This window comes from Motilimonas pumila, from assembly GCF_003596335.1.
In the GTDB taxonomy this organism is placed as follows: Bacteria; Pseudomonadota; Gammaproteobacteria; order Enterobacterales; family CBDFNC01; genus Motilimonas; species Motilimonas pumila.
On the sequence record NZ_QZCH01000002.1, the window covers coordinates 171,509 to 184,444 of the forward strand.

Annotated in this window: 14 protein-coding genes and 7 tRNA genes; 9 read left to right on the forward strand and 12 right to left on the reverse strand. The window is 44.4% G+C overall.

The features are described 5' to 3' along the window. Window positions 1-16: 16 nt before the first annotated feature. Window positions 17-1,384 carry a molecular chaperone gene (gene yegD, locus D1Z90_RS03430; protein ID WP_119909346.1) on the reverse strand — a complete coding sequence of 456 codons (1,368 nt, stop codon included), beginning with the start codon at window positions 1,382-1,384 and terminating at the stop codon, window positions 17-19. A gap of 477 nt (window positions 1,385-1,861) precedes the next feature. Between yegD and pykF the strand changes: the two genes are divergently transcribed. The 7 genes from pykF (at window position 1,862) to D1Z90_RS03470 (ending at window position 6,592) form a co-directional block, all read left to right on the forward strand. Beyond that, on the forward strand, window positions 1,862-3,274 hold the full coding sequence (gene pykF, locus D1Z90_RS03440) for a pyruvate kinase PykF (protein ID WP_119909348.1): 1,413 nt from the start codon (window positions 1,862-1,864) through the stop codon (window positions 3,272-3,274). 125 nt (window positions 3,275-3,399) lie between these two features. After that, window positions 3,400-4,137 carry a pyridoxine 5'-phosphate synthase gene (locus tag D1Z90_RS03445; RefSeq protein ID WP_119909349.1) on the forward strand — a complete coding sequence of 246 codons (738 nt, stop codon included), beginning with the start codon at window positions 3,400-3,402 and terminating at the stop codon, window positions 4,135-4,137. Window positions 4,138-4,263: 126 nt separating this feature from the next. Next, on the forward strand, window positions 4,264-4,749 hold the full coding sequence (locus tag D1Z90_RS03450) for an ATP-dependent zinc protease family protein (RefSeq protein WP_158587046.1): 486 nt from the start codon (window positions 4,264-4,266) through the stop codon (window positions 4,747-4,749). 37 nt (window positions 4,750-4,786) lie between these two features. After that, a complete protein-coding gene (locus tag D1Z90_RS03455) occupies window positions 4,787-5,176 on the forward strand; it encodes a hypothetical protein (protein WP_232525191.1) in 390 nt (129 codons plus the stop codon). Beyond that, complete coding sequence (locus tag D1Z90_RS03460) at window positions 5,173-5,409, forward strand: hypothetical protein (RefSeq protein WP_119909351.1); 237 nt, start codon at window positions 5,173-5,175, stop codon at window positions 5,407-5,409. The genes D1Z90_RS03455 and D1Z90_RS03460 overlap by 4 nt, the downstream gene beginning before the upstream one ends. Before the next feature lie 147 nt (window positions 5,410-5,556). After that, on the forward strand, window positions 5,557-6,165 hold the full coding sequence (locus D1Z90_RS03465; protein ID WP_119909352.1) for a PilZ domain-containing protein: 609 nt from the start codon (window positions 5,557-5,559) through the stop codon (window positions 6,163-6,165). A 7-nt stretch (window positions 6,166-6,172) separates the two neighbouring features. Further along, the gene (locus D1Z90_RS03470; protein ID WP_119909353.1) at window positions 6,173-6,592 is read left to right on the forward strand and encodes an HIT domain-containing protein; all 420 of its coding nucleotides are present in this window, start codon (window positions 6,173-6,175) and stop codon (window positions 6,590-6,592) included. 27 nt (window positions 6,593-6,619) lie between these two features. Here D1Z90_RS03470 and D1Z90_RS03475 read toward each other — a convergent pair whose 3' ends face one another. Further along, window positions 6,620-7,132, reverse strand: coding sequence for a hypothetical protein (locus D1Z90_RS03475; protein ID WP_232525192.1), 513 nt, complete (start codon window positions 7,130-7,132; stop codon window positions 6,620-6,622). A 242-nt stretch (window positions 7,133-7,374) separates the two neighbouring features. Here D1Z90_RS03475 and D1Z90_RS03480 point away from each other — a divergent pair, with 242 nt between their 5' ends. Both D1Z90_RS03480 and D1Z90_RS03485 read left to right on the forward strand, forming a co-directional pair. Beyond that, window positions 7,375-8,631 (forward strand): dicarboxylate/amino acid:cation symporter, encoded by a 1,257-nt coding sequence (locus D1Z90_RS03480; RefSeq protein ID WP_119909515.1) that lies wholly within the window; start codon window positions 7,375-7,377, stop codon window positions 8,629-8,631. 127 nt (window positions 8,632-8,758) lie between these two features. Further along, entirely contained in the window at window positions 8,759-9,439 is a 681-nt protein-coding gene (locus D1Z90_RS03485) for a hypothetical protein (protein WP_119909354.1), read from the forward strand. A gap of 43 nt (window positions 9,440-9,482) precedes the next feature. Here D1Z90_RS03485 and asd read toward each other — a convergent pair whose 3' ends face one another. From asd to D1Z90_RS03535, 10 genes are all read right to left on the reverse strand, one after another. Next, window positions 9,483-10,595: an aspartate-semialdehyde dehydrogenase gene (gene asd, locus D1Z90_RS03490; protein WP_119909355.1), complete on the reverse strand. Its 1,113-nt coding sequence runs from the start codon at window positions 10,593-10,595 to the stop codon at window positions 9,483-9,485. Between the two features lie 206 nt (window positions 10,596-10,801). Beyond that, a tRNA-Ser gene (locus tag D1Z90_RS03495) sits at window positions 10,802-10,894 on the reverse strand. 19 nt (window positions 10,895-10,913) lie between these two features. Then, window positions 10,914-10,997 (reverse strand) — tRNA-Tyr (locus D1Z90_RS03500). A gap of 40 nt (window positions 10,998-11,037) precedes the next feature. Next, window positions 11,038-11,112: transfer RNA gene (locus tag D1Z90_RS03505), tRNA-Gln, on the reverse strand. Between the two features lie 61 nt (window positions 11,113-11,173). Beyond that, a tRNA-Ser gene (locus D1Z90_RS03510) sits at window positions 11,174-11,264 on the reverse strand. A 19-nt stretch (window positions 11,265-11,283) separates the two neighbouring features. Then, window positions 11,284-11,368 (reverse strand) — tRNA-Leu (locus tag D1Z90_RS03515). 44 nt (window positions 11,369-11,412) lie between these two features. Continuing rightward, window positions 11,413-11,488 (reverse strand) — tRNA-Asn (locus tag D1Z90_RS03520). A gap of 4 nt (window positions 11,489-11,492) precedes the next feature. Beyond that, window positions 11,493-11,569, reverse strand: a tRNA-Pro gene (locus D1Z90_RS03525). Window positions 11,570-11,832: 263 nt separating this feature from the next. After that, window positions 11,833-12,186, reverse strand: a complete 354-nt coding sequence (locus D1Z90_RS03530) for a hypothetical protein (protein WP_119909356.1) — start codon at window positions 12,184-12,186, stop codon at window positions 11,833-11,835. 169 nt (window positions 12,187-12,355) lie between these two features. Further along, the gene (locus D1Z90_RS03535) at window positions 12,356-12,703 is read right to left on the reverse strand and encodes a hypothetical protein (protein ID WP_119909357.1); all 348 of its coding nucleotides are present in this window, start codon (window positions 12,701-12,703) and stop codon (window positions 12,356-12,358) included. Between the last annotated feature and the right edge of the window lie 233 nt (window positions 12,704-12,936).

The following is a 12,936-nucleotide window of genomic DNA, read 5'->3' on the forward strand; positions in this document are numbered from 1 at the left end:
AATAAGGCGCACTCATTTAAGGCGTGAAGCAGCGCTCAGCCCAGCGAGTTAAACCACTGGCGACACTGCCGAAGTGATCACCCTCCACCAAAGGTGTGGTTGGGAACGCTTGCTGTAAGAAAGTGGAGAATAACGGCGACTTGGCGCTACCACCGGTGATAAAAATGACATCGGGTTGCGTTTGCGCTTGTGCCAGAGTGGCAGAGATCAGTTGTTGAATTTGATGTAACAGCGGCGCGCTGGCATTGGCAAATAGCTGTTGACTTAATTCTACCGCCAGTGGTTTTTGTATAAAGCTAAGGTCAGCGTAGGCTTGGTCTTGTTCAGAAAGTCGCTTTTTAACTTGCTCTGCTTGGTTGACCAATTGGTAGCTCAACTTGTGTTGTTGTACCTTGATTAAGCGGTTGAGGTGCTCTGGTTGTTGGCTGTCTTGCTGCAATTGTTGCAAGCTAAGCAGGTTCTCGCGGCTGTAAAAGCGGGTTTGGCTGGCGACGTTATTGATGGCTACCGCATCAAAAAAAGGCTGTGAGGGCATTGGCTTGCCTGTTATTAGTTGGCTGCCTAAACCAAATTCTGGCATCAGACCACGTAAGGCTAAGTGAATATCAAAGTCGTTACCGCCGACGCGTTCACCGGCGTGACCTAGGACACTTGCGCTGCGATCGGTTTGCGCTGCAAATTCTGGCCCCATTAACATCATCGATATATCTGTGGTTCCGCCACCTATGTCCACTACCAAGACTTTTTGTTCTTGTGTCATGGTTGCTTCATAAGCAAAGCCTGCTGCAATCGGCTCGTATTGAAATTCAATATCTTTAAAACCGGCCATTTTGCCTGCTTCAGTAAGAATATTAATGGCTTGGCGGTTACTTTCTTCACCTTTGAGGCCTTGAAAGTTGACTGGGCGGCCAATCACAACTTGATCGATAGTATGCTGTAAGCAGGCTTCTGCTTGTTGCTTAATATGGCAAAACATGGCGCACACTAAATGCTTAAACAGACCGATTTGATGTGGGTTCAACCCAGAAGCGCCTAAAAATGATTTAGGGGACTTAATATAATAGCCTTCGTCGGGCTCTTCTAAATAAAGCTCAAGGGCTTGTGGACCAAAACTTAAGTTGGCAGCGATGCCGTCGAGTGACAGCTCTTGGCTAATCTGTTTGCCTTTAAAAATGGTACTGCTTTGTTGTTTTAACCACGCTTGTTTTAGCTCTGACTCGGGCAAAACTTGTGCTAACCATGCACTGATGATGTCTCGTTCGGGAGCATACACGGTAGAAGCAAGGTAGGGGCTTTGCTGGCTAAGGGGCAACAGCTGAACTTGTTGGTTAAGCATGGTGCCGATTGCACAATTAGACGTGCCGTAATCAAAGCCTGCAAACATAATCAAATACCTAAGGGATGGCTAAAAAAGAAGCCGCGCATGCTACCGTAATCAAATATAGAAAAAAAGTCATAGCGAACATTGTGGAGCTATTTTTCAGTTTGGTTATAAAGTTTCAACACAGTAAGTGGTGCTGTTTTACGTCAAAGTGCGGCCCAGAGTTGGGTTTGATGAAAATTTGAGCTAACCTTCCATGAGGCTACACATTGCCATGTAATGATGTTTGTCGTGATTTTAGCTACAGTCAGCCGATTTAATGATGCGGCGTAAGGTGTCAGGCCAGTAAAACGACTATTTATCATAGAAATTACGTCAATTTCGACAATTTCAGCAATTTTCTTGACCTGAAGTTGTAATTTGGTAACGAATTTCGAGTACAATTCGCGCTCTTAAAATTTATCACGTATATCCCCTGTAGATATATACCCAGAATTTGTTTTTGATAATGACGCACCATGCGTCTCTCGGAGAAAGAAAGTGAGAAAAACTAAGATTGTTTGTACTATCGGTCCTAAATCTGAATCGAAAGAAATGCTAGCTAAACTGCTTGATTGTGGCATGAACGTGATGAGACTTAACTTCTCACACGGTGATTTTGACGAGCACGGTGGTCGTATCACTCGCTTGAGAGAAGTATGTTCTGAAACAGGTCAAAAAGCGGCAGTGCTGCTAGACACTAAAGGCCCTGAAATTCGTACCATCAAACTTGCTGGTGGCGACGACGTACTTTTGACTGCGGGTCAAGCATTCACTCTAACAACAGACGCTTCTGTTGTTGGTGACAACACAAAAGTTGCGGTAACTTACCCTGGTCTAACAACTGACCTGAGCGTAGGTAACACTGTACTACTAGACGATGGCCTACTAGAGCTAATCGTTAAAGAAATCAAAGGTAACGACGTTATCTGTGAAGTACAAAACAACGGTGAGCTAGGCGAAAACAAAGGTGTTAACCTACCTGGCGTAAGCGTTCAACTACCAGCACTTTCTGAAAAAGACAAAGCTGACTTAGTTTTCGGTTGTGAGCAAGGCGTTGACTTCATTGCTGCTTCTTTCATCCGTAAAGTGGAAGACGTTCAAGAAATCCGTGAGCTACTTGCTGCAAACGGTGGCGACAACATCCAAATCATCTCTAAAATTGAGAACCAAGAAGGTGTTGATAACTTCGATGCTATCTTAGAAGCCTCTGACGGCATCATGGTTGCACGTGGTGACCTAGGTGTTGAAATCCCGGTTGACCAAGTAATCTTCGCTCAAAAAATGATGATTGAGAAATGTAACGCAGCACGTAAGCCAGTTATCACTGCTACGCAAATGCTTGACTCAATGATCAAAAACCCACGTCCAACTCGCGCTGAAGCGGGTGACGTAGCAAACGCTATCATCGACGGTACTGATGCAGTAATGCTTTCTGGTGAAAGTGCGAAAGGTAAATACCCAGCAGAAGCCGTGACTATCATGTCTACTATCTGTGACAGTACTGACGCTTCAATTGCACCTCGTCCAGACATCAAAGTTGAAGATTCAACTAGCATCACACAAGCGGTATGTCGCGGTGCGGTTAAAACTTCTGAGCAGTTAGAGTCTTCTCTAATCATCGTTGCAACTGAAGGCGGTAAGTCTGCACGTTCTGTACGTAAATTCTTCCCTAAAGCGCCTATCTTAGCAATCACATCAACGGCTAAGACAGCACAGCAACTATGTCTGTCTAAAGGTGTAACTAGCGTATTGGTTGAACAGCAAGCTGACACTGATTGCTTCTACCAACTGGGCATGGACAAAGCGGTTGAGCTTGGTCTTGCTAAGTCTGGTGACGTTGTAGTGATGGTATCGGGTGCACTTGTTGAATCTGGTACAACAAACACTTCTTCTGTACACGTAATCAAATAAGACTGCGTAACAGCTGCCTAAAAACCCAGCTTCGGCTGGGTTTTTTTATTGCTAAAATTGCCTGCTGTGCAAGGCAGACTGTGGTATCTTCTTGCTTTCTTCCATGACTAAAAGGCCGCTTCATTATGAGCACATTTTTCAGCGTTAACTTTAATAAAATTGCATTGCTGCGTAACTCTCGTGGTAGAGATTACCCTAGCGTGGTGGAGTTTGCTGAAATGGGCTTGAAAGTGGGCATTAACGGTTTAACTTTGCACCCAAGACCAGACCAACGCCATGCTCGTTATAGCGACGTGTACGACTTATTAACACTGAGCCAGCGTTACCCTCAAGCAGAGGTGAATATTGAAGGTTACCCGTGTGAGGAGTTTATGAAGGTGGTGCTAGACGCTAAGCCTCATCAATGTACCTTAGTACCCGACGACCCTGCACAAATCACTTCAGATCATGGCTGGAACTTGCATCAAGATTTCGACCTTGTAAAACGCATTGTCTCGCAACTAAAAGCGGCAGGTATTCGTAGCAGCATTTTCATGGACCCTGTGGCGAGTGATATGCAGCTTGCGAAAGATACTGGTGCAGACCGGATTGAATTATACACAGAATCTTATGCGCAAGCTTTTGGCACTGAACAGCAAGAGAGCGTATTGGCGCAGTTTGCAGAAGCCGCCAAGGCCGCGCAAGATATTGGCTTGGAAGTGAACGCAGGTCACGACCTAACACTGGAGAACTTAACCGACTTTTTGACCATTAAAGACATTAAAGAAGTGTCGATTGGTCATGCTTTAGTGGTGGAGTCATTGTTACAAGGGTATGAGCCAACCTTGAAACAATATGTGGACATTTGTCGTCAAAGCGCTTGATCTAACGCCATAAACCGGTTTTTAAAATAAATTATTCTTCATTCTGCTGAAGAGCCATTGCCGCCTTGCGGCTCTTGGTTTACATTATTTTGTTTATAAATTGTTGTATTACTTTGGATGTGCCATTTGAAATACCTTGCCCTTGTTATCGGTCTTTTCTCTGTTGTTGTTGGTTTTAATGCGAGTGCGCAAAAGCGCACCATAGGCTCGGTAGAGTACGTGCAAATTGAAGAGGCAGACAACATGCCTTTTTTGACGCGCATTGATACTGGCGCTGCTAAAACGTCGTTGCATGCGTTTGATCTTCGTGTTGATGATGATGCCGGTCGCATGCAAGCCAATATTGGCAAGACCATTACCTTTAAAACCATGAACGAAAAACAGCAGTTTCATACGAGTCGTGCCACTATTGTTGGCGTGCAAACTATCAGAAACTCTCAAGGCAAAGAGCAAAGATATGAAGTAGAGCTGACGTTGACATGGCAAGGCCAAGAGAAAAAGGTGTTGGTTAATTTACGTAATCGCCAACGTATGGATTATAAATTACTGATTGGTCGTAATTGGTTAGCCGGTGATTACTTGGTAGACGTTGAGCAGCCTCCTGAAAGTTAACTGGGTACAATGGAGCGGGCTATGGTTATTGTTTAGCTTGAGCGCATACGCGAGCGCAGGTACGCTACAGCCTTTTAGCAGTGACGGTTGCAGTCGTTTTCCTGATGGTACTTGGCAACAACAAGACGTTTGGAAATCATGTTGTGTGGCTCATGACCTATCGTACTGGCGAGGAGGCACCGCTGATGAGCGAGACCATGCGGATGCGCAGTTGCAACAATGCTTAGCTCAGCAAGGTTATCCAGCAATAGGTTGGGTGATGTTGTTGGGAGTGAAAGTCGGTGGGTTACCGTATTGGCCGAGTGACTTTCGCTGGGGATACGGCTGGCCATTCCTGCGTGGATTTAAAGCCTTATCTGCGCAAGAACAACAACAAATTGATGCCATGCTTTTGCAACAAGGTACCCTCATAGGAAACATGCAATGAAAGCTTATATGCCTGCGCTATTACTGGTTTTAGGTTTAGTTATCTCACCCTTTTTTTACACCGCTTCAGAAGACGGCAGTGGTTCGTTACTAACGGTTGCCATTAGCGTTGTCGCTGCAGTGATTGCGCTGGTAGTCAGCTTAATCAACAAACAAATGTGGTGGTTGTTGATATCTGGTCTCATGTTTGTGCTGTTGCCGGTGTTCTCTGTGTGGCTTGCGGCGGCTTTATAAAAGATTAATTTTTGTTAAAATGTGTTCTTTATTAGCTGGTTAGCCGTATTCTTCAGGTAATATTGAGTTGCAGTTAATATCTTTTTGTTTAAAATTTGAACGGTATTAACGTAGTTCGCATTCGTCAGCAAAGAAGTAGGCAGTATTATGCATCAGAACACCAAGGATGGGGTACTGAATGCCGAGGAAATGGAATACCTTTCGGCACTATTGACTGAGCAGGCTGGTAAGCCCGCTCAAGGTGGCTTGAAGTTTGAAGTAAATACCGATAACCACGGTTTTCTTCAGCAGCTAGGCCTGTCAGATACCCTTAAAGTGGTGGCTCGATATGGCCATCACAGATTTGTATTCCCCCTTAGCATCGAAGTCAATGACTTGGGTATGCCACACTTATATTTCAATACGCCCGACATTTATGAAGACGGTGAACAGAGCCGGTTCTGGCGCGCTGAGGATGAGCAATTGACCTTGCTTACCGCAGACGGTGAGGCCTTGTCTTACTGCATTCAAGATATCTCAGTATCAGGCCTGTGTATTGAACTAGAAGATCTTACAGAGCCAGTACCTGACACGCTAAATGACCTATGCTTACGTTTGCCAAACGGTCAAATATTGGACTTATCGGGTCATATCAGCCGCTACATTGAGCCAAACTTGGTTGCGTATGAGCTAGAGTTAAGCTCGTTGGATAGCAGTGAATTGAAAGATTACTTATTTCAATTGCACCGCAGCCTGCACCCTCATTTAATGAAGTAGGAAACCTATGCCGAGTTTTGAACTAGCACCGCAACTGCAACAAGATTGTCACGTGTTGGCAGAGTCTGACATTAGCTTGCTATTACTGCTAGATAACGCCTTATACCCTTGGTTTTTAATTGTGCCAAAAACGCAGCACACTGAGATCTACCAACTTGATATCGCAGTACAGCAGCAGCTCTTGGCTCAAATGAATGGCTTAAGCCAGTTTATTGATAAGCAGTTTAAACCCGACAAATTGAATGTCGCGGCCATAGGTAATGTCGTTAGCCAGTTACACATTCATCATATTGCTCGTTTTAAAACAGATGACTGTTGGCCTGGTGTGGTATGGGGGCAGTGTCAGCAGCAGAGTTATCAAAAGGCGCAAGTAGATACCATTAGGCTGGCATGTGAGGGAGCATTATCCAGCTGGTGGCAGTTTTAGTACCCTGCGCTAACAAGACACATCATATTAAGGTTTTAATTGCCTCACAAAGCGAATCGCTTCACCTAGCTGCAAATATCGCTGAAGATCGTCTTTGCTGTATTTGGTCGACAAATAGGCAAGGTTATTTCGCTGCTTCATATATCGAGCCACTTGTAACTTGTTAAAGCCACCGACCTTGTATAAGTGATTTAGCAAGGTTTGGCGGGCTTCATCATCTATATCTATCGCTTGCTCATAGCCTTCTTGCAGAGGTGCTAAGGTTGTCACTTTAAGGCTTTTTAGCTGCCCATTTTCCTGCAAGTATTCCAACCATTGTTCAACGTACAAAGGTTTACAGCCGGCGAGTAGGTTAAAGTAGCCCCCACTATCACTGCGACACTGAGTTAATAAAGTCAGCGCAAACGCATCATCGTCACAACTGAACGACACTTCACCCACTTGGGTAGCGTGGACCGCTGATACTTTGATGACAGCCTTGGCTCCAGCATCATTTTGGCAATGAAAGATAAACACGCTATCTCCGGCTAAAACCCTCATATTGTCTTTCCAATATAGCTTTGTAAAGCACTTTACTCTGGGTGTTGAATTAAATTTAGGCAGATTATTTGAAACGCCTTGATGCCGATCACTGAATAAATCTCATAATGCACGTAAATTGCACATGAAATTTTGTATTGGTTTTTATATATAGCGAATGTATCTAAAAACTGATGATTAAGTAGTTAATTGGAAAGTTTCTCGCGAGGGGTGTATAAGTGGATACAAAGAAAAAAGGCTTAATGTCTAACATAGGATTACAAGTGGTCATCGCCATGATCATAGGTGCTGCGGTGGGTGCCATGATGGGTGAGTCTGCAGCAATGTTTGCGCCACTCGGAACCATCTTTATCCACCTGATTAAGATGTTAGTAATCCCACTGGTCGCTGTCGCTATCATTACTGGCGCAGCGAACCTAGGCAATAGCCCTGCTGCGGGTAAAATCGGGATTACTACGTTTGGATTTTTTATGGGAACGTCCGCCGCCGCAGTTGCCTTAGCGTTATTGCTAGGTGAACTAATGGGCCCAGGTGTTGGTGTTGATTTGTCTGCCATGCAAAGCATGTTCTCTAATGAATACGCCGATAAAGGTGCAGTACCAGGGTTCTTTGAAACTGTGGTTGGCATGATCCCGACCAACGTATTTACCTCTCTAACCGATGCCAATATTTTACAAATATTGGTATTTTGTCTGTTCTTAGGCATTGCTATTTCAAAGGTTAAAAAGGAACGTTCTGAACCTATCTTAAACTTATGTAATGGCCTTGTTGACGCATTCGTTTGGATGATCAATGTGGTGATGTACCTAGCGCCAATCGGCGTGTTTGGTTTAATGGCTGAAGCGGTGGGAACGTTTGGTTTTGACGTCTTAGCCGTAGTGATGAAGCTGTTTGTGGTGTACGTGATTGCCATTTTGTTGTTTGGTTTTGGCTTTTACCCACTGCTCATTAAAGCTTTCTCAAACGTACCCGTTAAGAAATTTTTATCGTCAATGAAACGCCCTCAAGCTGTTGCACTCTCAACGGCTTCTTCAATGGCCACATTGCCCGTCACTATGGACACTGCGCAGCAAGAGCTGAATGTGTCGAAGTCGACAGCATCATTTGTACTACCGTTAGGGGCCACCATTAATATGAGTGGTAATGCCATCTATTACGGCTTGGTCGCAGTCTTTTTTGCGCAAGTGTTTAACGTTGATTTAAGTTTGGCGGCGTATATTGCCATTATCTTCACGGCTACGGTGGGTGCGATAGGCCAAGCGGGGGTCCCTGGGCCATCATTCCTGGTTGTTGCTGTGTTACTAGCGGCGGGCATTCCAATTGAAGGCTTGCCTTTATTATTTGCCTTGGACCGTATCTTTGACATGATTCGTACAGCGCTCAATATTACTGGCGACGCAGCTTGTGCTGTGATTGTGGAGAAATACAACCCACAACGCGACACAGTTGCGGAATCACAAGAGTCAGTCAGCGTGAGCTCTGAGCAACAACAAGCGTAGAACATAAAAATATACCCAATAAGGCCAACCGAGTGTTGGCCTTTTTTTGTTCAGCTTTTTGTTTTTGTGAGGCTTTACAACTAAGCTAACAACATCAAGGTAGCCTTGAAAAATAAGGGAAAGCTTAATGAAAGTAGTCGGTTACGAACATAGTATGATCTACTTTTTAAGCTTACTAGGGCTTTTGTATTGCCACCTTGGTTATGCAGGAATGATGTTAGAGCCGGCTCCTGAGAGGTTGTTTGATTTTCACAACGAAACCAAGCAATCAGCCTCTTTTAGCGGCTTATCTCAACCGCACTTTGATAGCTTTGAGCAAAGCGCAATGACGCAATTTGAGTGGCGAGCCAATAAAGTGGACTTATCTCAGGGGTTGGCAGCACAAGCTGGGTATCAAGACGTGCTTTTGTTGAAGCAGTTCTTAGGCGATGATGTGCAAAGAGTGAAAAACGAATATACAGCGGTTAAGCAGGCCATGCAGCAGTGGGTGCAGTTAAATCAAAGTTATGTCGATATTGCTACCATGACGCCGGAATCAAATTCGATTGTAGATGCACAGGATAATGTTATACCACTGCAAGGGCGAGACACTGAGATAGCAAACGATGGCTCTTTAGTGCAACTATTTACTCAGACGAAAAAGAGTTTGCAGCAGCCCAGTAACATTGTGTTATTAGTGGTGATGCTTGTGGCAGGGGTGATAACGAAACGGCGCTGGCAAAGTTGGCGCCAACAACAAGCTCACCCGGGAAATGCACTTCCTAAAAAGAAAAAGAAACGCAAACGCGTCAGAATAAAAAGGGCTTAACCTGAGTTAAGCCCTTTGTTGTTTTTACCCTGCGATTTGGCGATTAAGCCGCAAGCAAAATGCGTAGCATACGGCGTAGTGGCTCTGCCGCACCCCATAATAATTGGTCGCCAACGGTAAATGCGCTGATGTACTCAGGGCCCATCGTTAATTTGCGGATACGGCCTACAGGCACGCTTAAAGTACCTGTGACCTTGGCCGGAGTTAATTCTTGCGCCGTAATATCACGGTCGTTTGGAATCACTTTCACCCAGTCGTTATGTTCAGCCAGAATTTTTTCAATTTCTTCAACAGCTAAATCTTGGGTCAGCTTTAAAGTAATCGCTTGTGAGTGACAACGCATCGCACCAATTCGCACACATAAGCCATCTACTGGGATTTGGTCATCGCTGCGGCCAAGGATTTTATTGGCTTCAACTTGCGCCTTCCACTCTTCTTTACTTTGGCCTGATGGCAACGGCACATCAATCCAAGGAATCAAACTACCGGCTAGTGGCACGCCGAATTGATCGCTAGGGAAGTCTTCACTGCGGATGGTGTCTGCCACTTTTTTATCGATATCAAGAATTGCAGAAGCGGGATCGGCAAGCTCGGCTTTAACGCTGTCTTCGATCACGCCCATTTGGTTAATCAGTTCGCGCATATTACGCGCACCTGCACCAGATGCAGCCTGATAAGTGTGTGGCGTCGCCCACTCAACCAGGCCTTTTTCAAACAAACCGCCTAACGCCATTAGCATTAATGACACAGTACAGTTACCACCCACGTACGTTTTTACGCCGTCTTTAAGACCTTGCTGGATCACGTCGCTATTCACTGGATCAAGCACTATGATACTGTCATCAGCCATGCGTAGCGCAGAAGCTGCGTCAATCCAGTAGCCGTTCCAACCTGCTTCACGCAGTTTAGGGTAAACTTCTTTCGTGTAGTCGCCACCTTGACAGGTAATGACCACATCCATTGCCGCTAACTCTTCTACGGCAAACGCGTCTTTAAGGGTAGAGGTGGTTTTGCCAATATCTGGAGAAGGTAAACCAACTTGTGAGGTGGTGAAAAAGACCGGATCAATCAAATCAAAATCTTTTTCTTCAGACATACGCTGCATGAGGACGGAGCCAACCATGCCACGCCAACCAACAAGACCTACTTTTTTCATGGCGTTTCTACTTCCTTAAATAAACGAAACTGAACTAGAACCTCGTATACTGCCGAGATTTAGTGACGAGGTTCAAATCTATCATTTTAGACGTCTAAAAGGCTATAGTTTTTTTAGCTAATAAAAGATGAAATTGATTTCAGCACGAGAAAAGCTTTGGTAAAGAGAATGGGGCTTGATGATAATATTGAAACAGTAGAGAAATATGGCGGTGAAGGAGGGATTTGAACCCTCGATGGGGCTACAAACCCCATACTCCCTTAGCAGGGGAGCGCCTTCGGCCACTCGGCCACCTCACCGGTATAGGGTATTGCAATATGGTGGGGGGGGACGGATTCGAACCATCGAAGCTTTCGCGGCAGATTTACAATCTGCTCCCTTTGGCCACTCGGGAACCCCCCCAAATTTTGAACTGCTATGTTATGAAACATAACAAAGAATGTGGCTGGGATATGAGGATTTGAACCTCAGAATGCCGAGATCAAAACCCGGTGCCTTACCGCTTGGCGATATCCCAGTTGTTCAACTTAATCATGACCGTGATTAAGTTGGCTTTTTATAGAGAGCTAACTCTAATATGGCGGAGGAGGAGAGATTTGAACTCTCGGTGAGCTATTAACCCACGCTGGTTTTCAAGACCAGTGCATTCGGCCACTCTGCCACCCCTCCGGGAACTTTCAAATTGTAATGGTGCGGAAGGAGAGACTTGAACTCTCACACCTTGCGGCACTAGAACCTAAATCTAGCGTGTCTACCAATTTCACCACTTCCGCATCAAATCAATTTTACAAACGACCCGAGTCATTTGCTTTTAATTTGGCTCCTCCTGCTGGGATTGAACCAGCGACCTGCGGATTAACAGTCCGTCGCTCTACCAGCTGAGCTAAGGAGGAATAGTGGTCGGTGATGAGAGATTCGAACTCCCGACCCTCTGGTCCCAAACCAGATGCGCTACCAGGCTGCGCTAATCACCGACTGTTGCTTACGTGTTTTATCTGTTTCGGTTGCCCGATTCGGAAGTTACCTAGAAAGCGTTGTAAGCGACGCTGCGTCTCCGAATGGCGCACATTATTAGGATTTCCCCTGTCTTTGTCAACACTATTGCAAAAAAAAGTTTTTCAATTAAATCAGTGCTTTACGTTATTTGGTGGAAAAATAAGCTAAAAAAGTTACATTTAATCGTTTGATTGCTAGAAAAAAGCACAATTTTCGGATGAAAATTGTGCGATACAACGGCTTAAGCTATAAAAAACTTGAGGCGATTTAAAAATGCGGCTTTAAATTGCGCGTTGATACGCTTCTTGGCGCTGTCTAAAGTATTTAAAAGGTGCGCTAATAATGCGCAAAGCTCTGTCAGTGGCGCATTTGCAAGCAATTTAGGGTTGTAGAGGTAATCGGTACCAGTTGTGGTAAACCAACTTTTTACCGCGTGATCGTTAAAATGTTTCAAGCTGTGCTTCATCTCTGACACTTTTTTCGCTAACTCTGGAGCAGGCAGTGTTTCTACAGGCTTGGTTTCTAGGGTGCGGTAAATATCTTTTAATGAGTTTTGGCAAGGTAATACATCAATTTGGTACAAAAACTGGGCCATAAAAAAACACCTTTTATGTTGGTATGAGTGAGAGTGTGTGAGCAGGGGTATTATCGAATAATTAACTAGTCGAATGTATCAAGGTTTGTTTATATTTTAATCAAATAGTAAGTGTAGGCAGCGTGTTCTCTGTGCTGCCTACGCTTACAAAAGCTATTTTAAAGTTGCTTCAATGCATAAAGGCACGAAATCGTTTGAGTAAAGCATTCTTAAATTCAGGGTGAATTTGGTTGCGTAATAAGGGGCGCCTCATTACGACAGAAAGTGCAGTTACTAAGCCACATAAGGTTCCCAGTGGCGCATTTTGTAATAGCTTTGGGTTATGGTAATAGTCAATCGCTTGGTCATTTAACCAAGTTGAAATCTCATCATCTTGAAAATGCGGGAGATTTTTACCTACTGCAATAATCTCTTCTTGCGCATCTTCGAGTAGCTCAATATTGAGTATTTGAGCCGTTATACTTTGCAAGTCACTTTGCGAAGGAAAGGCATCCACTTTATATAAGACACTGGCCATGGTGATGCTCCGTGATCAAATTAGAGTGAAACGTTGGAAATACCTACAAATGAGTAGCTGATTTATCAACGTCTGAACATTATATATATAAACCCAAATAAAATGGTCAAAATGACCTCAATTTTTACCCTTGACCTTCCACTTCTTCGGTAAATATTAATCAAGATCAATAATGCTGATTGAATTTGCTTGTAGAGGCATAGTTGGTATGAAGCTTGCGCAAGATTGCAGAG

Bases quoted from the DNA above. Each gene is read 5' to 3' on its own strand.
- D1Z90_RS03535 (WP_119909357.1), bottom strand. From the start codon at position 12,703: ATGGCCAGTGTCTTATATAAAGTGGATGCCTTTCCTTCGCAAAGTGAC.
- D1Z90_RS03480 (WP_119909515.1), top strand. From the start codon at position 7,375: ATGTCTAACATAGGATTACAAGTGGTCATCGCCATGATCATAGGTGCT.
- D1Z90_RS03465 (WP_119909352.1), top strand. From the start codon at position 5,557: ATGCATCAGAACACCAAGGATGGGGTACTGAATGCCGAGGAAATGGAA.
- D1Z90_RS03530 (WP_119909356.1), bottom strand. From the start codon at position 12,186: ATGGCCCAGTTTTTGTACCAAATTGATGTATTACCTTGCCAAAACTCA.
- asd (WP_119909355.1), bottom strand. From the start codon at position 10,595: ATGAAAAAAGTAGGTCTTGTTGGTTGGCGTGGCATGGTTGGCTCCGTC.
- D1Z90_RS03475 (WP_232525192.1), bottom strand. From the start codon at position 7,132: ATGAGGGTTTTAGCCGGAGATAGCGTGTTTATCTTTCATTGCCAAAAT.
- D1Z90_RS03460 (WP_119909351.1), top strand. From the start codon at position 5,173: ATGAAAGCTTATATGCCTGCGCTATTACTGGTTTTAGGTTTAGTTATC.
- D1Z90_RS03470 (WP_119909353.1), top strand. From the start codon at position 6,173: ATGCCGAGTTTTGAACTAGCACCGCAACTGCAACAAGATTGTCACGTG.
- yegD (WP_119909346.1), bottom strand. From the start codon at position 1,384: ATGTTTGCAGGCTTTGATTACGGCACGTCTAATTGTGCAATCGGCACC.
- D1Z90_RS03485 (WP_119909354.1), top strand. From the start codon at position 8,759: ATGAAAGTAGTCGGTTACGAACATAGTATGATCTACTTTTTAAGCTTA.
- D1Z90_RS03445 (WP_119909349.1), top strand. From the start codon at position 3,400: ATGAGCACATTTTTCAGCGTTAACTTTAATAAAATTGCATTGCTGCGT.